At 60.0% G+C, this 18,779-nt stretch carries 16 protein-coding genes; 8 read left to right on the top strand and 8 right to left on the bottom strand.

Annotation, left to right across the window (positions count from 1 at the left end; translation table 11 throughout):
* The first annotated feature begins 215 nt into the window (after positions 1 to 215).
* Complete coding sequence (locus tag CLU84_RS11225; protein WP_099737242.1) at positions 216 to 2,447, top strand: NADP-dependent isocitrate dehydrogenase; 2,232 nt, start codon at positions 216 to 218, stop codon at positions 2,445 to 2,447.
* A 396-nt stretch (positions 2,448 to 2,843) separates the two neighbouring features.
* Here the strand turns inward: CLU84_RS11225 and CLU84_RS11220 are convergent, their stop codons facing one another.
* The gene (locus CLU84_RS11220; protein ID WP_099737241.1) at positions 2,844 to 3,866 is read right to left on the bottom strand and encodes an ABC transporter substrate-binding protein; all 1,023 of its coding nucleotides are present in this window, start codon (positions 3,864 to 3,866) and stop codon (positions 2,844 to 2,846) included.
* A gap of 284 nt (positions 3,867 to 4,150) precedes the next feature.
* On the opposite strand from CLU84_RS11220, the gene CLU84_RS11215 reads away from it, so the two are divergent.
* Positions 4,151 to 4,804, top strand: a complete 654-nt coding sequence (locus tag CLU84_RS11215; protein ID WP_099737240.1) for a flavin reductase family protein — start codon at positions 4,151 to 4,153, stop codon at positions 4,802 to 4,804.
* Between the two features lie 15 nt (positions 4,805 to 4,819).
* Here the strand turns inward: CLU84_RS11215 and CLU84_RS11210 are convergent, their stop codons facing one another.
* Together CLU84_RS11210 and CLU84_RS11205 are read right to left on the bottom strand one after the other, a co-directional pair.
* Positions 4,820 to 5,449 (bottom strand): N-methyl-D-aspartate receptor NMDAR2C subunit, encoded by a 630-nt coding sequence (locus CLU84_RS11210; RefSeq protein WP_099737239.1) that lies wholly within the window; start codon positions 5,447 to 5,449, stop codon positions 4,820 to 4,822.
* A 60-nt stretch (positions 5,450 to 5,509) separates the two neighbouring features.
* Positions 5,510 to 6,739, bottom strand: coding sequence for a nucleoside recognition domain-containing protein (locus CLU84_RS11205; RefSeq protein WP_099737238.1), 1,230 nt, complete (start codon positions 6,737 to 6,739; stop codon positions 5,510 to 5,512).
* A gap of 161 nt (positions 6,740 to 6,900) precedes the next feature.
* On the opposite strand from CLU84_RS11205, the gene CLU84_RS11200 reads away from it, so the two are divergent.
* The 3 genes from CLU84_RS11200 (at position 6,901) to CLU84_RS11190 (ending at position 8,886) form a co-directional block, all read left to right on the top strand.
* Complete coding sequence (locus tag CLU84_RS11200) at positions 6,901 to 7,326, top strand: virulence factor MviN (protein WP_099737237.1); 426 nt, start codon at positions 6,901 to 6,903, stop codon at positions 7,324 to 7,326.
* Between the two features lie 157 nt (positions 7,327 to 7,483).
* Positions 7,484 to 8,188, top strand: a complete 705-nt coding sequence (locus CLU84_RS11195) for a YebC/PmpR family DNA-binding transcriptional regulator (RefSeq protein WP_099737236.1) — start codon at positions 7,484 to 7,486, stop codon at positions 8,186 to 8,188.
* Between the two features lie 149 nt (positions 8,189 to 8,337).
* Positions 8,338 to 8,886, top strand: coding sequence for a cupin domain-containing protein (locus CLU84_RS11190; RefSeq protein WP_099737235.1), 549 nt, complete (start codon positions 8,338 to 8,340; stop codon positions 8,884 to 8,886).
* Between the two features lie 192 nt (positions 8,887 to 9,078).
* Here CLU84_RS11190 and upp read toward each other — a convergent pair whose 3' ends face one another.
* From upp to CLU84_RS11165, 5 genes are all read right to left on the bottom strand, one after another.
* Positions 9,079 to 9,711, bottom strand: coding sequence for a uracil phosphoribosyltransferase (upp, locus tag CLU84_RS11185; RefSeq protein ID WP_099737234.1), 633 nt, complete (start codon positions 9,709 to 9,711; stop codon positions 9,079 to 9,081).
* A gap of 111 nt (positions 9,712 to 9,822) precedes the next feature.
* Entirely contained in the window at positions 9,823 to 10,797 is a 975-nt protein-coding gene (locus CLU84_RS11180) for a threo-3-hydroxy-L-aspartate ammonia-lyase (protein ID WP_099737233.1), read from the bottom strand.
* 219 nt (positions 10,798 to 11,016) lie between these two features.
* A complete protein-coding gene (locus CLU84_RS11175; protein WP_099737232.1) occupies positions 11,017 to 11,913 on the bottom strand; it encodes an enoyl-CoA hydratase-related protein in 897 nt (298 codons plus the stop codon).
* Positions 11,914 to 12,069: 156 nt separating this feature from the next.
* Positions 12,070 to 13,659, bottom strand: a complete 1,590-nt coding sequence (locus CLU84_RS11170; RefSeq protein WP_099737231.1) for a methyl-accepting chemotaxis protein — start codon at positions 13,657 to 13,659, stop codon at positions 12,070 to 12,072.
* Between the two features lie 342 nt (positions 13,660 to 14,001).
* Positions 14,002 to 15,528 carry a helicase HerA-like C-terminal domain-containing protein gene (locus CLU84_RS11165; protein WP_099737230.1) on the bottom strand — a complete coding sequence of 509 codons (1,527 nt, stop codon included), beginning with the start codon at positions 15,526 to 15,528 and terminating at the stop codon, positions 14,002 to 14,004.
* Between the two features lie 77 nt (positions 15,529 to 15,605).
* On the opposite strand from CLU84_RS11165, the gene CLU84_RS11160 reads away from it, so the two are divergent.
* The 3 genes from CLU84_RS11160 to hemF are packed head-to-tail and all read left to right on the top strand — an operon-like array spanning position 15,606 to position 18,567.
* Complete coding sequence (locus CLU84_RS11160) at positions 15,606 to 16,325, top strand: YebC/PmpR family DNA-binding transcriptional regulator (protein ID WP_099737229.1); 720 nt, start codon at positions 15,606 to 15,608, stop codon at positions 16,323 to 16,325.
* The gene (gene purD / locus CLU84_RS11155; protein ID WP_099737228.1) at positions 16,322 to 17,614 is read left to right on the top strand and encodes a phosphoribosylamine--glycine ligase; all 1,293 of its coding nucleotides are present in this window, start codon (positions 16,322 to 16,324) and stop codon (positions 17,612 to 17,614) included. Before CLU84_RS11160 ends, purD begins: the two co-directional genes overlap by 4 nt.
* Complete coding sequence (hemF, locus tag CLU84_RS11150; protein ID WP_099737227.1) at positions 17,614 to 18,567, top strand: oxygen-dependent coproporphyrinogen oxidase; 954 nt, start codon at positions 17,614 to 17,616, stop codon at positions 18,565 to 18,567. The genes purD and hemF overlap by 1 nt, the downstream gene beginning before the upstream one ends.
* Positions 18,568 to 18,779: the final 212 nt, after the last annotated feature.

The following is an 18,779-nucleotide window of genomic DNA, read 5'->3' as shown; positions in this document are numbered from 1 at the left end:
GTGCACTTCCCCTATGGAGATGCCTCATTAAAGCAGACCTAAAACCCTGGGTCTTGTACAAGACTTGAAAAAAACTGCCCGGTTGCGCTTAGAATTTTGTATTGTGGGAACGCATTGCATCAAGATAGTGTCGTCCCGCTGTGTCAGGCCCCATTGCGCAAGCTCGGGATGTCGGCCCTAGGCACTCCCCCTTTTTTCATAACCTGAGACACGAGATGAGTACGCAGCAACCCACCATCATCTATACCTTGACTGACGAGGCTCCTCGTCTGGCCACCAGCGCATTTCTGCCTGTGATCCGCGCTTTTGCGGCGCCTGCTGGCATCAATGTGGAAACCAGCGACATCTCGCTGTCCGGCCGTATCCTGGGCGAGTTCCCCGAATTCCTGACAGAAGCACAGCGCGCTCCCAACAATCTGGCTGCGCTGGGCAAGCTGACGCTGACGCCTGAAGCCAACATCATCAAGCTGCCTAATATCTCGGCATCTGTGGGCCAGCTGCAAGAGGCCATCAAGGAGCTGCAAGGCAAGGGCTACGCTCTGCCTGACTTCCCTGAGAACCCCGCTACCGACGCAGAAAAAGACATCAAGGCTCGCTACAGCAAGTGCATCGGCTCTGCCGTGAACCCCGTGCTGCGCGAAGGTAACTCTGACCGCCGCGCTCCTGCTGCTGTGAAGAACTACGCCAAGAAGCACCCCCATTCGATGGGCGAGTGGAAGCAGTGGTCGCAGACCCACGTGTCCCACATGGATAAGGGCGACTTCTACCACGGTGAAAAGTCCATGACTCTGGACAAGGCCTGTGAAGTCAAGATGGTGCTGGAAACTAAGTCCGGCCAATCCATTGTTCTGAAGGACAAGGTCAAGCTGCAGGCTGCAGAAGTGATCGATTCCATGTTCATGAGCAAGAAGGCGCTGTGCGACTTCTATGAAAAGGAAATCGAAGACTGCAAGGAAGCCGGCATTCTGTTCTCGCTGCACGTCAAGGCCACGATGATGAAGGTGTCCCACCCCATCGTGTTCGGTCACTGTGTGCGCATCTTCTACAAGGAAGCCTTCGAGAAGCACGGCAAGCTGTTTGACCAGCTGGGCGTGAACGTGAACAACGGCATGGCCGACCTGTACGCCAAGATCGAAAAGCTGCCTTCGTCGCAGCGTGAAGAGATCATCCGTGACTTGCACAAGTGCCAGGAAGATCGTCCTCGTCTGGCCATGGTTGACTCTGCCAAGGGCATCACCAACTTCCACTCGCCCAACGACGTGATCGTTGACGCATCTATGCCTGCCATGATCCGCGTGGGCGGTCAGATGTGGGCTGCTGATGGCAAGCCTTACGACTGCAAGGCCGTGATGCCTGAGTCCACCTTCGCCCGTATCTACCAAGAAGTGATCAATTTCTGCAAGTGGCACGGCAACTTCGACCCCAAGACAATGGGCACCGTGCCCAACGTGGGTCTGATGGCTCAGAAGGCTGAAGAGTACGGCTCGCACGACAAGACTTTCGAAATCGCCGAAGACGGCGTGGCCAACATCGTTGACACCGCCACTGGCGAAGTGCTGATGAGCCAGAACGTCGAAGCTGGCGACATCTGGCGTATGTGCCAGGTCAAGGATGCACCCGTGCGCGACTGGGTGAAGCTGGCCGTGACCCGTGCCCGCAACTCCGGTATGCCTGCCGTGTTCTGGCTGGACCCCTACCGTCCCCACGAAGCCGAGCTGATCAAGAAGGTGCAAACCTACTTGAAGGAATACGACACCACGGGTCTGGAAATCCACATCCTGTCGCAAGTGCGCGCCATGCGCTACACGTTGGAGCGTGTGGCTCGTGGTCTGGACACCATCTCGGTGACCGGCAACATTCTGCGTGACTACCTGACCGACCTGTTCCCCATCCTGGAACTGGGTACTTCGGCCAAGATGCTCTCCATCGTGCCTTTGATGGCAGGTGGCGGCATGTACGAAACCGGTGCTGGCGGCTCCGCTCCCAAGCATGTACAGCAACTAGTGGAGGAAAACCACCTGCGCTGGGACTCGCTGGGTGAATTCCTGGCCCTGGCCGTCTCGTTCGAAGACCTGGGCATCAAGGAAGGCAACGCGCGCGCCAAGCTGCTGGCCAAGACTTTGGACGAAGCCACTGGCAAGCTGCTGGACGAAGACAAGTCGCCTTCGCGCCGCACTGGTGAGCTGGACAACCGTGGCTCGCAGTTCTACATCGCTCTGTACTGGGCTCAGGCTCTGGCCGCTCAGACCGAAGACGCAGAACTGGCTGCCAAGTTCGCCACTCTGGCCAAGACGCTGGCCGACAACGAAGCCAAGATCGTGGCTGAGATGAAGGAAGTGCAAGGCAAGGCTGTCGATATCGGCGGCTACTACATGCCCGACGTCGCCAAGCTGGACGCAGTGATGCGCCCCAGCGCCACCTTCAACGCCGCTATCGCAGCCGCGTAAGCAAGAGTTTTGCAGTGCGAGGCCGCAGGCCTTGCCTGCAAGCTACAAAAAACCGGTGAGTCTGAGAAGGCCGCCGGTTTTTTTATATTTCCGCTATTGAATATATAGCTGGTAGCACTTGATTGATATGCGGTATAGCCATATTTGATGTATGAAAGTCGGCTCGGACATTTGCTGCGGCGGATTCAGCGGTGCGACCCAACACAAAGTCCATGGAGCACCCTTGATTGGTGCAGCCAGAGGTGCCCAGCGGGCAACGAGCCTCCCGTGCTACGCAATTGGGGAAGGGCGTCGCCCACTTTGTCCCTAACGCTCACAAAAAACCCAGCTGACGATATGAGTCACTGGGTTTTTCTTGCGCTTGCTAAAGCACTTCTGCATCGCAAGAGAGGACGCTTAACGCTTGGGCAAGATATCCAGCTCTGCCGCACTGGGTAAAAAGCTGCCATTCCACACGGCACGTGCAGGCACGGGGTTCTTGGTGGCATAGGCCTTGGAGACCTGCTCGGCCATGGCTTGCAGGCGCTCTGTGCGCAGCTGGCCAAAACCTTCAGCGCGTGCACCCGCGCTGTCAATGGCGGTCTCTATGGTCAGTTTCAGGCGTTTGACTTCCAGCGGCGCGTTAACCAGTCCGTCCTTGGCCTTCATGGAGGCAATGGCCGCTTCGGGGTTGGCAATGCCTTCCTTCGCGCCACGGGCAAAGGCTTTGAGGAAGGCGCGCACAGCCTCGGGCTTTTCGGCAATCAGTTTGGGGCTGGCGATGATCACATTGCCGTAGAGCTGTACGCCGTGGGTGGCATAGGGCAGTACCACCACATCCTCGCGCTTGATGCCACGCGCTTCCAGGTTGAGCAGGCTGGTGAAGGTGTAGCCCGTCACGGCATCCAGATCGCCACGCGCCAGCATGGTTTCGCGCAGCTGCGGGTCCATGGTGCTCCACTGCACATCGCCCACACCATTGGCTTGCGCAAAGATGGGGAAGGTGCGGCGACCCGCATCAAAAATGGGGGCTCCCAGCTTCTTGCCCGTCAGGTCTGAGGCCTTGGTGATGCCGGATTTTTTGAGCGCCATGACGGACGCAGGCGTGGTGTTGTAGATCACCATGATGGCCACGGGCTTGATGGGGGCGTCGGGGTTGTTGGCGTGAAACTCCATCAGCGCCGCCAAGTCGGCAAAACCCAGATCATGCGTGCCAGACGCTACACGCTGAATGGCGCCTGCGCCGCTGGCCGCTTCCACATTCACATCCAGACCTGCTTGCTTGAAATAGCCTTTTTGCTCGGGATGCACGAAGAGGGCTGCAGGCCCTTCAAAGCGCCAGTCCAACTGAAATTTGAGAGGCGTTTCTGCCGCCTGAGCGTGGCCCCAGGTCATGGCCATGGCGGCTGCGGCGGCTTGCAGAAAAAATCGTTTGCGCATGAAGCTTCCTTATGTTGTCGATCGCTGAAGAGATGACAAACCTGAGCGCAAGATCAATGCCAAGTTGTATACAAAGTGAGCGGTGGTGAGGGCCGCACTGCGCTGGTGCAGATAGGGTGCGAAGTTGCGCGGCGCTGGTGCATGGGTCCGGCGTGAAAAGGCTTTTCGTGTGCTGCGTGCTGGGCATGAATATTGCAATGAATAACCCGTTGGCGCAGGTACTGCTTGCGCTACGTGCTATTGAATCCATATCAAACCCGTTTCAAAAATGGATAGAAACTGCCATGACAGAGATCGATTTTTCCCTGCTCGACACCTATGCCCGCTACAAGCTGATGGCCAGCCTGATCGTGCCGCGCCCGATTGCGCTGGTCACCACGCTGGGGCCCGATGGAACGGTGAACGCCGCGCCTTTCAGCATGTTCAACATGATGGGCGAGGACCCGCCGGTAGTGATGCTCAGCATCAACAAGGTGCAGGATGCGGCGCAAAAAGACACGGCCAGCAATATCTTGCGTACGGGTGAATTTGTGGTGCATATCACCGACGAGGCCATGGCCGCCGCCATGCACCGCTGTGGCGACCGTCTGCCGCCAGAGCACAGCGAGTTGCTGCATACGGGGCTGACAGCTACGCCATCACAAAGCGTGAAGCCGCCGCGCATTGCTGAGGCACCAGTCGCCTTTGAATGCGTGCTGCACGAGACGCTGGAGACGGAAAGCCGCTATGTCTTTATCGGCCGCGTGCAATGGCTGGCCGTGCGCGAAGGGCTGGTGGATACCGAAAAATGGCGCGTACGCCTGCAAGACTTCTTCCCCGTGGGGCGCTTTGGTGCCAGCTTTTACGTCAACTGCCGTGATCGCTTCGCGATTGAAGCGCATGAGGGCATGGCCGCCGCACAGAGCGGTGCGGCAAGCACAGTGATCGACGAGATGTGAGGGGCCTGGAATCTCTCAGCTCTGACTCAGATTGCGACGGGCCTGTGCCTCTAGCAGTTGGTGAAAGTGCGGCGTGAGGTAAATGGCATCGCGCTGCAAAAAGCTGTTAAGCACCTGCTTGCGCTTGAAGCGATAGACCAGCCGTGGCACCCAGGCGTATTCGGCGGCGACTTGCGCGTCGTACTCGGCAAAGCGCTCTGGGCTGGCGCCCAGAATGGCGAGATCTATGTCGACCAGCAGCTTGGCATCGGCTTCCGTGTATGCATCGGCAGGTGTCGCAGTGTGGCAGGTGGCCATGATGAGGGCATGCACACGCTGACAGGTTTCATCCGCTGCACCGCAGTCTTTGAGCGCCTGCACAGCCCATTGAGCGCTGCACAGCTCGTTGTCCTTGCCCTTGACTTCGTAGATGGCATCGTGAAACCACAGCGCAATTGCCATTTCGCCGGGGCGCTGCGTCTGCTGCCAGACCGCATCAAAGTGCACCAGGCATTCGGCCAGATGCTGGTGGGTGTGATAGTGGCGCTGAGGCTGGGCATAGGCGGCCAGAAGGCGCTGCTGCAAATCAGCGGGTGGCATCAGGCCCAGAGCGGCCCAGCAGCGCTGCCATGAGGTCTGAAACAGGGATATGGGCTCTGTGTTCATTGGGCGAACCTCTGGATTTCATTTCAAAAATGGGCTTGCCGCGCTTGGCAGTCTTGGGTCTTAACCAAAAAATTGATAGCAAACCACAATGGCAGCGACCACGCCCGCCAGTTCGGCCAGCAGCGCGCAGGGAACGGCGTGGCGGGCGCGCTGAATGCCTACGGCACCAAAGTACACGGCCAGCACGTAGAAGGTGGTTTCGGTGCTGCCCTGAATGGTGGCGGCGACCAGCGCGGCAAAACTGTCTACGCCCTGGCTTTGCATGGTCTCGATCAGCATGGCGCGGGCGGCGCTGCCCGAAAACGGTTTGACCAGCGCGGTGGGAAGGGCGTCGACAAAGCGGGCGTCCATGCCCACGGCATGCACGACCCAGCGAATGCCTGACAGCGCATATTCCAGCGCTCCCGATGCGCGAAACACGCCTACGGCGCAGAGCATTGCTACCAGATAAGGCAGCAGGCCCTTGGCCACATCAAAGCCTTCCTTGGCGCCTTCGATAAAGCTGTCATACACAGCCACTTTGCGCCATGCGCCCAGCCCCACAAACAGCACGATCAGCGCAAACAGCGTGAGGTTGCCCATTAACGATGAAAGATGCGACAGAGCCGCCGCGCTGAGCGTGGCCAGAAACGCCATGAAGGCCGCCAGTGCCAACGCCAGAGGCAGCAGATAGGCCAGCACCACGGGGCTGAAGATGGGCAGGCGCTGCACTAAGGCGACGCTGATCAGGCCCACCAGTGTGGAGGCCGAGGTGGCCAGCAAGATGGGCAGAAAGACCAGGGTCGGGTCTGCCGCACCTTGCTGCATGCGGTACATGAAGATGGTGACAGGCAGCAGGGTGAGCGAGGAGGCGTTGAGCACCAGAAACAGAATCTGCGCATTGGTTGCGGTGTCCGGGCGCGGGTTGAGCTCTTGCAGGGAGCGCATGGCTTTGAGGCCCATTGGCGTGGCGGCGTTATCCAGCCCCAGCCCGTTGGCGGCAAAATTCAGCGTAATCAGCCCCAGCGCTGGGTGGCCGCGCGGGACCTCGGGCATCAGTTTGGAAAAAAGCGGACCCAGCACCTTGGCCAGCCATTCGACCACGCCGGCTTTTTCAGCAATGCGCAAAAAGCCCAGCCACAGCGTGAGCGTGCCAAACAGCAGCACCATCACCTCGACCGAGAGTTTGGCCATGGAAAACAGGGCTTGCACCATGGCCGAGAAAACTTCGGCTTGCCCGCCCACCAGCCACTGCGCCAAAGCAGCGACAGCTGCTACCAAGAAAAATCCTAGCCACAAGGCATTGAGCATAAAAGCGCCTGTTTTTGTACTGGCGCTGATTGTGGCGTGAAATCAGGGCGGCGGTGGCACACTGCATCTCTTGCTTACCCGGGGAACGCGATGACGAAAAGAGGCGACGTCTTTTGGATGAAGGAGATCAGGGCTTGCTTCGAGCGGGGCACTCTGCATTGATGCAGAACAAGCAGCCGCTCTGGGAGCAGCCCTATGGCAAGGGACTTGTCCTGCTGATGAGCATGTTCGCGTTTCTGGGCCTGATGAGTGGCTGGATGCTGCTGGAGGTCGATTTTTCTGACGCCTGGAATTCCGCAGGGCGCACGCAGTGGACGCTGGTGCTGCAGGCCATGCTGGCGCTGAACTCTTCCATGTGCTTCACGCAGGTCTGGCTGCTGTGGACGCGCAACCCGTCGGCCGTGCTGCTGAGCATTCTTTACGGGGCGCTGGGCGTGGTCACACAGGCGGGCATGTTCTGGTATGTCGGTCAGAGAGGCCAACGCCCTGATGCTTTCTTCATCGCCTTCTGGCTGGCCGAGGTGATTTTCTGGTCTTGCATCGTGGCGTATCTGTACTGGCTCAAACGCCGGGGCGTGCTGCGCTAGTGGGCATGAACCTCTCTTGGGCACGAAGCCGTGTCAAGAACTGTGCAAGCCGCCAGCCTTCAGGGCCGCACAGGTGTATAACCTTGCTTCGAGTTTTTTCTCTGATTCTTGTGCATTTTGCGCAAATCATCCCCCCAATCAACAAGGAATCGCACCCATGGGCGCGCAATGGAAAGCAAAGGGCAAGGCGCTGGTCGCCGATGCCAAGGGCAAGCTGTTTGGCAAGCTGGTCAAGGAAATCATGGTCGCAGCCCGCCTGGGCGGCGGAGACCCCGCAGCCAACTCGCGTCTGCGCATGGCTGTTGAAGCGGCCCGCAAGGCTTCCATGCCCAAGGACACGCTGGATCGCGCCATCAAGAAGGGTGCCGGCGTTGGCGCTGATGCGGTGAACTATTCCAGCGTGCTGTTTGAGGGCTATGCCCCTCACCGCGTGCCTGTGATGGTCGAATGCCTGACCGACAACCCCAACCGCACTGCGCCCAATATGCGCGTGTGTTTCCGCAAGGGCCAGATGAGCGCTGTGGCATGGGATTTTGACCATGTGGGCATGGTTGAAGGCGAAGCCGAAAACGGTGCAGATGTGGAAATGGCTGCCATTGAAGCGGGCGCTCAAGACTTCGAGCCCGGCGACGAAGAGGGTGTGACCCTGTTCATCACCGATATCGCCGATCTGGATGCGGTCAGCAAGGCTCTGCCTGCTCAAGGCATCAAGGTGGTGTCTGTCAAGCTGGGTTACAAGGCCAAGAACCCGGTCAGCATGGCTAGCCTGTCTGCCGAGCAGCAAGAAGAAGTCCAGGACTTTCTGGCTGGTCTGGAAAACGACGACGACGTGCAACATGTCTACGCCGGTCTGGTGGACTGAGGACGCGGCCCACCGTGTCTATCAAGGGAGCAGTGCAGTCACTGCTCCTTTTTTATTTGGGCTTTGACCCGATGAAATCCTGAATTGATAGCTGCTGGCGCTTGATGGATAAGCGCTGCATGGCTTTTTCTTCATAAAAATAACCGCTTATGTCCAATTTGTCGGCACAGAACATTGTTGGGGCTCCCGATCCGCAGCTGCTGGCTGCAGTCGCCGCGCTGGGCGTGGACTGGCAGCACCGACCGCTGCAGGCCGAGCCTGCCCTGGCGGCCTTGCTGGCCCAGCCTGAGCTGGACGAGGGCGGCAGGGCCACGGTAGTGCAGGCGCTGGGCATCACGCTGATCGACGTTTGCATCGCCCATGGCTACCAAAGCATGGATCTGGTGGTGCTGCACCCCAACACGGCTGGCCTGGAGGATGCGCTGGCGCGCCTTGACCGCCCGCACACCCATGGCGATGACGAGGTGCGTTTCATCGTGGACGGCGCGGGGCTGTTCGGCTTTTTCGACGCCCAGGGTCGTGAGTACCGTGTGCCGGTGGGGCCGGGCGACTATCTGCGTGTGCCCGCGGGCACAGAGCACCGTTTTACCCTGAGCAGCGCACGCCGCATCAAGGCGCTGCGCCTGTTTAGCGATATCGCCGGCTGGGTGGCGCAGTACACGGGGCGGCCGGTCGCGCCCATGGCGATGGCGGTGTGACTTGGCCTTGTCTCCCCCATGCGCTAAGCGTATGGGTCAACGCAACCATCTTGCACTAGGGTCGTGATCGAGTTGCTGACAATTCGATAGCGCCATGCGCTTGCGTGGATTGGGATTCAGGCTATTTTGATGCGTAAGTGAAAAAGCCCCCGCAGCGCTTGGCTGCAGGGGCTTTTTACAGAGCAGGCCCAATTACTTGGTGCCAAAGATACGGTCGCCCGCATCGCCCAGACCGGGCAGGATGTAGCCGTGGCTGTCCAGCTCGCGGTCTACCGCTGCGGTGTAGATGTCCACATCGGGGTGGGCGGCTTGCATGGTCTTCACGCCTTCGGGGGCGGCCAGCAGGCACATGAACTTGATGGACTTGGGAGCGCTCTTGTCCTTGAGCTGCTGCACGGCAGCCACGGCCGAGTTGCCGGTGGCCAGCATGGGGTCGACCACGATCACATCGCGCTCTTGCATGTTCTCGGGCATCTTGTAGTAGTACTCGACGGGCTTGAGCGTCTCGGGGTCGCGGAACAGGCCGATGTGGCCGATGCGGGCGCCGGGCACCACATTAAGCATGCCGTCCAGAAAGCCGTTACCCGCGCGCAGGATGGAGACCAGGGCCAGCTTTTTGCCGTCGATGACCTTGCCGGTCATCTTTTCCATGGGGGTTTCGATCTCGATGTCCTGCAAGGGGAAGTCGCGTGTCAGCTCGTAGGCCATCAGCGTGGACAGCTCGCCCAGCATGCGGCGAAAGCTGTTGGTGCTGGCTTCCTTGCGGCGCATCAGGGTCAGTTTGTGCTGGACCAGTGGGTGGTCAATCAAATGCAAAGTGCTCATGTTCTTGGTCTTTGTGTTGAAAAGAGGCAGGCCCGCTTGTGACTGGCGCGTGCTTGCAGAAAAGGGTGAAACTGGGCGCGGGATGGCCCGCAGCAGCCGCTATTTTCGCTGTCAGTCGGCCAGAAGGCTGGCGAAACGTGATAAATCCACATTGCCGCCACTGATCACAATGCCCACGCGCTTGCCCTTCAGGGGCTGGCCGCCGTGGATGGCGGCTGCCAGTGAGAGCGCGCCCGTGGGCTCCACCACGATTTTCATGCGCTCGGCATAAAAGCGCATGGACTCGACCAATTGCTCGTCGCTGACGGTCAGCACTTCGTTCACGCGCTGCTGGATGATGGCAAAGGTCAGCTCACCCGGTGCCTGCGTCTGCGCACCATCGGCAATGGTGCGAGGGGTGTCGATCTTGACGATGTGGCCGGCGCGCAGCGATTGCTGTACATCGTTGCCAGCCTCTGGTTCTACGCCAATGACCTGACATTTCGGGGCCAGCGCATTGGCCGCCAGCAGGCTACCCGACAGCAGACCGCCGCCGCCCAGGCAGACGAACAGGTAGTCCAGATCGGGCACTTCCTCCAGCAGCTCCTTGACGGCCGTGCCTTGGCCGGCAATCACATCGCGGTGGTTATAGGGCGGGATCAGCGTCATGCCGCGCTCGGTGGCCAGACGCTGAGCGATGGCTTCGCGGTCTTCGGTAAAGCGGTTGTAGGTGACGACCTGAGCGCCATAGCCACGTGTGGCTGTCATTTTGGAGGCGGGGGCGTCCTCGGGCATGACGATGAGGGCAGGCATGTCCAGCAGTTGCGCAGCCTGGGCAATGGCTTGCGCGTGGTTGCCGGATGAGAAGGCGAGGGCACCGCCCTTGCGCTGCTCGGGCGTGAACTGGGCCAGCGCGTTATAGGCACCGCGAAACTTGAAGGCGCCAATGCGCTGCAGGTTCTCGCACTTGAAGAACAGGCGTGCGCCCAACTGCTCATCCATGGTGCGGCTGGTCAGCACCGGCGTGCGGTGGGCCACGCCTTGCAGGCGCTTTGCAGCGGCCACGACATCGTCATAGGTAGGAAGCAGGGCGGGGGTGTTGATCATGGTGATACAGGCTGGGGTGAAGACTGAATCCATGATAACGGGGCATCGTCTGCCGGCATGTAGATCGGTGCGGTGTTTGATGCGGCAATGTCGATAGGAGCAAATGGCAGCTCAAACGGCGGCTGAGAAGGGGCCGTGAGCAGGAGCAGTAATGTAAGTAAAAAAGGCATCTAGCCCTTTATATGCATGCGCTGGCAGCTATGAAATCAGCAGTTCTCATCAGTTTTTGTGGGCGGCTGGCGCAAAGGCTTGCAGCGGCTCCAGCGGCGGAAAGTCGCCTTCTCGCTTGGCCTGCATGGCGCTGACTGCTTCCATCACATGGCGGTTGCTCCAGATGCCGCTTTGCACCCAGCCCATTTGCTGCAGCGAGTCGTGCACGCTGTGGTCGCGGGCGTAATTGATGACTTGCTTGCTGCCCCAGATGGCGACAGGGGGCTTGGCCGCAATCTCGCGGGCGCAGGCCAGTGCTGCGGTGAGGGCTGCCTCGGGCGATTCATAAACGGCGTTGACCAGGCCGTGGCTGGCGGCTTCTTGCGCGCTCAGGCGGCGGCCGGTGTAGGCCAGCTCTTTGACAATACCCAGCGGCATGAGCTTGGGCAGGCGCTGCAGGCTGCCCAGATCAGCCGTCATGCCAATATTGATTTCTTGCACGCAGAAAAATGCCTCGCGGCTGGCATAGCGTATGCAGGCTGTGGCGACCAGATCCAGCCCGCCGCCCACGCAGGCACCCTGAATGGCGCAGATTACGGGCATGCGCAGGGCTTCAATCTTGTTGAAGGTGGTTTGCAGCTGCGCCAGCGTGTCGATGATGGCGGCGCGGCCCTCGGGGGTGCGGTCGTTGGGGGCGAAGCTGGGGTCGGCAAAAGTCTCCAGCGCCATGCCCGCGCAAAAGTGCTTGCCCGTGCTGCTGATGACCAGTGCTCGCGCCTTGCCGCTGCGGTGCAGGGCGTCCAGTACCGCATCCAGCTCTTGCCAGAACCTGGGGTTCAGGGTGTTGAACGCATCGGGGCGGTTGAGCACCAGATGGGCAATATGGTCGACCTGCTCCAGCCGGAAGGCGGTCAGGTCTGTGGGCAGCGAGGCGTCGTTAGAGCTGGTGTCAGAGGTATTGGGCATGCACAGATGGTGTCCTGTGCGCTGGCGCACGCAAGTCACCCGTGTGACGGACGGTGTGCTGAATGAGTCGGGGAATTCCCTTGCGGCGCCCTGATTGCCCAGACTGCCCGCTTGATACGGCAGTCTGGGTGCGGCCTAGTGGCCGCTTCCGCAGGTTTATGCGTGCAGCGCAGGCTCAGAGTAAGCCAGCGCATGGCCTGAAGTGCCGACCTTGAACACGGACACCATGCCGGTCAGGCGCTGGGTCTGGTCGTGCAGCGAGACGGCGGCTGCTGCGGACTCTTCCACCAGGGCAGCGTTTTGCTGCGTCATCTGATCCAGATGGGTCACGGCCTGATTGACTTGGCTGATGCCGTCACGCTGCTCTGTGGAGGAGGCGCTGATCTCACCAATCATGTCGGACACCTTGCGCACGCTGCTCACGATGTCTTCCATGACCAGACCTGTCTGGGAGACTTGCTCGGCTCCGGCGTTGACGGCGTCCACGGAGGTGCCGATCAGGGTCTTGATTTCCTTGGCGGCTTCAGCGCTGCGGTGGGCCAGAGCGCGTACCTCGCTGGCCACGACGGCAAAGCCGCGACCTTGTTCGCCGGCTCGGGCGGCTTCCACGGCGGCGTTGAGTGCCAGGATATTTGTCTGGAAGGCGATGGAGTCAATGACGCCAATGATGTCGGAGATGCGGTGCGCGCTTTCGTTGATGCGACTCATGCTGCTGACGACCGACTCCACGACGCTTCCGCCGCGCTGAGCTGCCTGCGCTGCATTGCTGGCCAGGTGTGTGGCCTGACGCGCGGTATCTGCGGCCTGCGCCACCGTTGCCGTGAGCTGCTCCATGCTGGCAGCTGTTTCCTCAAGATTGGAGGCGGTTTGCTCGGTGCGCGCGGACAGATCGTGGTTGCCAGAGGCAATCTCTGAAGATGCGGTGGAGATGGAGTGCACACTGTCGCGAACATCCGTCACCAGTCCGCGCAAACGGGTGGCCATGGCCGAGACAGAACTCAGCAGCAGGCCGAATTCGTCTTGACGATGGCTGCTGGCGGTTACCGTCAGGTCGCCCTTGGCGATGGCATTGGTCAGCTCCACGGCTTCTGCCAGAGGGCGGGTGATTGAGCGAGTGAGCGCCAGCGCAAGGCCAAGGCCTGTCAGCAGAACCAGACCTTGTACGGCCCATGCCCACCAGGCGGCGCGTTGCTGGGCCTGCTGCGTGAGAAGGATTGCGGCATCGCGCTGCTGCTCTTGCAGCTTTACAAAGGACTCCAGCGAGCCCACATAGCGGGTGATGGCGCCCAGGTACTGCTCCCGGATGAAGGTGCGCAGGGCGGTGATGTCGCCCGTGAGCTTGATTTCACGGGCCTGCTTGTTCAGGGCCAGCACCTCACTGCGCACGGCCGAAATCTGCTCCAGCGCCTTCTTGTCGGCATCGCTTTGGGCCAGCTTGACCACCTGGGCCTGCAACTGGGAGTTTGCGACGACACCGGCCTTGACGCGTTCATCCATCAGAGTGGTCAGTTCTTCGTCAGGCGTCACATTGCTGGTGAGCACGCGCTCGCCTGTGGTTTCCGTCGCGCCTTTCCATTGAAGGGCGAGGTTGATGCGGTTGTCATAGTCGGCCTGGCTGCGCATGCCTTCCTGCATGGTCTGGGCTGCCATGTGCTGAGTCCATAGCGAGACCGCCAGCATCATTGCCAGTAGACCGCCGAGAGTGCACCACAGCTTGGTGGAGACGCGCCATTGATTGAATTGCATTCGCTGTGCTCTTGTCCTGAATGAATAAATTGCAAAAAGCGCCCTCGGGCGCGATTGCTGCTCGTTGTGTGGATGGGGTGAAGAGACTGCGGCCATGGCCATCGGGTTTGAAGTGCCCCGATGTAGCTGTGGTGAGCGCAAGGTCAGATTCAGATTCCTTATGTATCGACATAATGAATGCGAGCTTGAGAATTTTCTTTTGTCAAGTCCTGCTTGGGGCTGTGGTGTAGCGCAGAAAATGGTGGTTGTCTGCGCTTCAGATGGCTTCTGCAGCACCAGGGGATCCGCTTGAGCCATAAAAAAGGCCTGCAGATGCAGGCCTGGAAACAGCGTCGCAGGAGCTCAGCGTTTCTTGCCGCCGAGAATACCGCCCAGCACGCCGCGCAGAATTTCCTTGCCCAGGCTGTTGCCCACGGTGCGTACGGTGGACTTGGCCATGGTCTGCACCAGACCGTCATACTGGCCGCCACGCGGGCCGGTGCGGCCAAACAACAGCTCCTTGAGACCATCCATCATGGAGTCGGTCGCTCCTGCCTGCTGCGCGGCACCCGCAGCGGCGGGCGCATCACCGGGTTTGGCTGGCGTGGCGCTGCCAGCGCGGTCACGCAGCAGCTCGAAGGCTGATTCACGATCGACGGTCTGTTCATAGACGCCGGCGACCAGCGAGCTGGCGAGCAAATGCTTGCGCTGCTCGGGCGTGATGGGGCCGAGCTGGCTGCCGGGCGGGATGACGAAGACGCGCTCGGTCACGCTGGGTCGGCCCTTTTCGTCGAGGAAGCTGATCAGCGCTTCGCCCACGGCCAGCTCGGTAATGGCGGCGGCAATGTCGAGACCGGGATTGGGGCGCATGGTCGATGCTGCCGAGGCCACAGCCTTCTGGTCACGCGGGGTGAAGGCGCGCAGAGCGTGCTGCACGCGGTTGCCCAACTGGCCCAGCACGGAGTCGGGCACATCCAGCGGGTTCTGGGTGACGAAGTACACGCCCACGCCCTTGGAGCGCACCAGACGCACGACCAGCTCGATACGTTCAATCAGTACCTTGGGCGCGTCGTTGAACAACAGGTGAGCCTCGTCAAAGAAGAAGACGAGTTTGGGTTTTTCAGGGTCGCCAATTTCCGGTAGCTGTTCGAACAGTTCGGACAAGAGCCAGAGCAAAAAGGTCGAGTACAGGCGCGGGGCGTTCATCAGCTTGTCGGCCGCCAGCACGTTGATGACGCCCATGCCGTTGGCGTCGGTCTGCATCAAATCGTTGATGTCGAGCATGGGCTCGCCAAAGAATTTGTCGCCGCCCTGGCTTTCAATGGTCAGCAAGCCGCGCTGGATGGCTCCCACGCTGGCCGAGCTGATGTTGCCGTACTGCGTGGTGAACTGCTTGCTGTTGTCCGCCACAAAGGTGAGCATGGAGCGCAGGTCTTTGAGGTCCAGCAGCAGCATGCCGCTGTCGTCGGCAATCTTGAAGACGATGTTGAGCACGCCCATTTGCGTCTCGTTCAGGTTCAGCATGCGGCCAATCAGCAGCGGGCCCATGTCCGAAATGGTGGCTCGTACGGGGTGGCCTTGCTCACCAAACACATCCCACAGCGTTGTGGGGCAGGCCAGAGGCTCGGGCAGGGCCAGGCCGCGCTCTTTGAGCGAGGCGGCGAGCTTTTCTCCAATTTTGCCGCTCTGACTGATGCCGCTCAGGTCTCCTTTGACGTCGGCCATGAAGACCGGCACGCCAATTTGTGAGAAGCTCTCAGCCAGTTTTTGCAGGGTGACGGTCTTGCCGGTACCGGTGGCACCGGTGATCAGGCCATGCCGATTGGCCAGTCCGGGCAGCAGGAGACATTCTGTGGCAGAGTGCTGGGCAATCAAAAGGGGTGAAGCCATTCGGTTTTCCTCTGGGGGACTTACAGTCAAAAGTAAAATCTCATCCGCTAGGTTAAATCAAATATCAAAGGACTCCCGTGGCAGGACACAGTAAATGGGCCAACATCCAGCACCGCAAGGGTCGCCAGGATGAAAAACGTGGCCGTATCTGGACCCGCATCATTCGTGAAATCATGGTGGCAGCACGCCAAGGCGGCGCTGATCTGGGCGCCAACCCGCGCCTGCGTCTGGCGGTGGACAAGGCCAAGGCCGCGAATATGCCGGCCGACAATATCAAACGCAACATCGACAAGGCGACGGGCAATCTCGATGGGGTGACATACGAAGAAATTCGATACGAAGGCTACGGAATTGGCGGCGCCGCCATTATTGTGGACACAATGACGGACAATCGCGTGCGGACAGTGGCCGATGTGCGTCATGCTTTCAGCAAGTACGGCGGCAATATGGGCACCGAAGGCTCGGTGGCTTTTCAGTTCAAGCATGTGGGGCAGTTGATGTTCGCCCCCGGCACGGACGAGGAGAAAGTCATGAATGCCGCACTGGAAGCCGGTGCCGAGGATGTCATCACCGATGACGAAGGCGGCATTGAGGTGCTGACAGCCCCGGCCGACTTTGAAGCCGTGCGTGATGCACTTCAGGCCGCTGGCTTGACCCCGGACATGGCAGAAGTGACCATGCGCCCAGAAAATACAATCGCTCTTGAAGGCGACGACGCAGCTCGCATGCAGAAGCTGCTGGACATGATTGAAGACCTGGATGACGTTCAAGACGTCTACCACAACGCAGACCTATGAAAATTCTTGTGATTGGCGGCGGTGGCCGTGAGCACGCTCTGGCGTGGAAATTGGCCGAATCGCCCAAAGCGACCAAGGTGTATGTGGCTCCCGGTAACGGTGGCACAGCCCTGGCTGGCGGCAAGCTGGAAAACCTGAACATCACTGATGTGCAGGCCCTGCGCGAATGGGCGCAAGCCGAAAAAATTGCCTTGACCGTGGTGGGCCCCGAGGCACCCCTGGCCGCTGGCGTGGTCGATGAGTTCCGCGCTCATGGCTTGAAGGTCTTTGGCCCGACCAAGGCTGCAGCCCAACTGGAATCGTCCAAGGCTTTTTCCAAGGACTTCATGGCGCGCCACAGCATCCCGACTGCGCAATATGAAACCTTTACCGACGCCGTAGCGGCCCACGCTTATGTGGACCGTCTGGGCGCGCCCATCGTCATCAAGGCCGACGGTCTTGCTGCTGGCAAGGGCGTGGTGGTTGCCATGTCGCTGCAGGAAGCGCATGACGCCGTGGATTTCATGCTGGTGGACAACAAGTACGGCGTGACCCACAACGAAGGTGGTGCTCGCGTCGTGATCGAGGAATTCCTCGACGGCGAAGAAGCCTCTTTCATCGTGCTGTGCGATGGCAAGAACGTGCTGGCGCTGGCGACGAGCCAGGATCACAAGCGTCTGAAAGACGGTGACCAGGGCCCTAACACCGGCGGCATGGGCGCTTATTCGCCCGCTCCCGTGGTGACAGCCGATGTGCACCACCGTGCCATGCGCGAAATCATTCTGCCCACCATTCGCGGCATGGAAAAAGACGGCGTGAATTACACCGGCTTCCTGTACGCGGGCCTGATGATTGACAAGGCTGGTCAGCTCAAGACGCTGGAATTCAACTGCCGCATGGGCGACCCAGAGACTCAGCCCATCATGATGCGCCTCAAGAGCGATCTGGTGGACGTGATGCTGGCAGCCTGCGACGGCAAGCTCGACCAGTTTGAGCTGCAATGGGATCGCCGCACTGCTCTTGGCGTGGTCATGGCAGCGGCTGGCTACCCTGAAGCTCCCCGCAAGGGCGATGTCATCACCGGCCTGCCCGCGGCGGCTGACGATGCCATGGTCTTCCACGCTGGCACGCAACTGGGCGATGATGGCCAACCCGTCACCAGCGGTGGCCGTGTGTTGTGCGTGACGGTGCTGGCTGACAGCGTCAAGCAAGCCCAGCAAAAAGTCTATGACGTCGCCCGTGGCATCCATTTCGATGGTGCCCAGTACCGCCGCGACATTGGCTTTCGCGCCATCAAAAAGGCAGACTGATGACGCAGTCCTCCTCATCTTTCGTAGCTGACCAGCTGCCCGCAGGCGAGGTGCGCGAGTACCTGATGGGTCTGCAGACCCGTATCACCGAGGCGCTGGAAGCGATCGAAGGTGAGAGCGGCGCTCGCTTTCTGGCCGACGCCTGGCATAAAGAGCCGGGCGAGAAGCTGCAGGGCAACGGCATCACCAAGATCATGGAAGGCGGGCGCGTCTTTGAGCGCGCAGGCTGTGGCTTCTCGCATGTGAGTGGCCCGCAGTTGCCACCTTCGGCGACTCAGCACCGCCCTGAGCTGGCGGGTGCGCCGTTTGAAGCCATGGGCGTATCGCTGGTGTTTCACCCGCGCAACCCCATGGTGCCTACGGTGCACATGAATGTGCGCATGATCTCGGCAGGTCACCCCGGCCAACCCAAAACTTGCTGGTTTGGCGGCGGCATGGATTTGACGCCCGTCTACGGTTTTGAAGACGATGCAGTGCATTTTCACCAGACCTGCCGCGATGCGCTGGCGCCGTTTGGCGATGCGCTCTATCCGCGCTTCAAGACCTGGTGTGACGAGTATTTCTTCCTCAAGCACCGCAACGAGCAGCGTGGCATTGGCGGCATCTTCTTTGATGACTTCAGCGAACTGGGGCAGCAGCAGAGCTTTGCCATGCTGCGCTCGGTGGGCGATGCCTTTCTGAAATCCTATCTGCCCATTGTGGAGCGTCGACAGAATGCGGCGTATACCCAGCAGCAGGTCGATTTTCAGCGCTATCGCCGTGGCCGCTATGTGGAGTTCAACTTGGTCTGGGACCGCGGCACGCACTTTGGCCTGCAGTCTGGTGGCCGGACCGAGTCCATTCTGCTGTCCATGCCGCCCCACGCGGACTGGAGCTATCAGCGCGAAGATGCACCGGGTACGCCTGAACGTGATCTAGTCGACAAGTTCCTGATTCGTCGGGACTGGCTGTAATCTGCCTTGATGAGCCTATTTCCCTGCTGGCAGCACATAAAGCCCTGTCAGCAAGGAAATTTTTAGAAAACTATAATTTCCATAGCTGGATGCGCACTAATCAATTGGCGCATCAACCTTTTTCAATGCGTGGTGAGTGCAGGCCTTGCGGGTCTGGATGCTTACGCTAACCCAGCCCTTATACGGGTGTGGCGCAGCACACGCTATATTGA

Source organism: Comamonas sp. 26, assembly GCF_002754475.1.
Classification (GTDB): domain Bacteria; phylum Pseudomonadota; class Gammaproteobacteria; order Burkholderiales; family Burkholderiaceae_C; genus Comamonas.
This window is presented reverse-complemented; position numbering and strand designations above follow the sequence as displayed.

Excerpts from the sequence above, each read along its gene's own strand:
- CLU84_RS11225 (WP_099737242.1), top strand. The coding sequence starts at position 216 with ATGAGTACGCAGCAACCCACCATCATCTATACCTTGACTGACGAGGCT.
- CLU84_RS11220 (WP_099737241.1), bottom strand. The coding sequence starts at position 3,866 with ATGCGCAAACGATTTTTTCTGCAAGCCGCCGCAGCCGCCATGGCCATG.
- CLU84_RS11215 (WP_099737240.1), top strand. The coding sequence starts at position 4,151 with ATGACAGAGATCGATTTTTCCCTGCTCGACACCTATGCCCGCTACAAG.
- CLU84_RS11210 (WP_099737239.1), bottom strand. The coding sequence starts at position 5,449 with ATGAACACAGAGCCCATATCCCTGTTTCAGACCTCATGGCAGCGCTGC.
- CLU84_RS11205 (WP_099737238.1), bottom strand. The coding sequence starts at position 6,739 with ATGCTCAATGCCTTGTGGCTAGGATTTTTCTTGGTAGCAGCTGTCGCT.
- CLU84_RS11200 (WP_099737237.1), top strand. The coding sequence starts at position 6,901 with ATGCAGAACAAGCAGCCGCTCTGGGAGCAGCCCTATGGCAAGGGACTT.
- CLU84_RS11195 (WP_099737236.1), top strand. The coding sequence starts at position 7,484 with ATGGGCGCGCAATGGAAAGCAAAGGGCAAGGCGCTGGTCGCCGATGCC.
- CLU84_RS11190 (WP_099737235.1), top strand. The coding sequence starts at position 8,338 with ATGTCCAATTTGTCGGCACAGAACATTGTTGGGGCTCCCGATCCGCAG.
- upp (WP_099737234.1), bottom strand. The coding sequence starts at position 9,711 with ATGAGCACTTTGCATTTGATTGACCACCCACTGGTCCAGCACAAACTG.
- CLU84_RS11180 (WP_099737233.1), bottom strand. The coding sequence starts at position 10,797 with ATGATCAACACCCCCGCCCTGCTTCCTACCTATGACGATGTCGTGGCC.
- CLU84_RS11175 (WP_099737232.1), bottom strand. The coding sequence starts at position 11,913 with ATGCCCAATACCTCTGACACCAGCTCTAACGACGCCTCGCTGCCCACA.
- CLU84_RS11170 (WP_099737231.1), bottom strand. The coding sequence starts at position 13,659 with ATGCAATTCAATCAATGGCGCGTCTCCACCAAGCTGTGGTGCACTCTC.
- CLU84_RS11165 (WP_099737230.1), bottom strand. The coding sequence starts at position 15,528 with ATGGCTTCACCCCTTTTGATTGCCCAGCACTCTGCCACAGAATGTCTC.
- purD (WP_099737228.1), top strand. The coding sequence starts at position 16,322 with ATGAAAATTCTTGTGATTGGCGGCGGTGGCCGTGAGCACGCTCTGGCG.
- hemF (WP_099737227.1), top strand. The coding sequence starts at position 17,614 with ATGACGCAGTCCTCCTCATCTTTCGTAGCTGACCAGCTGCCCGCAGGC.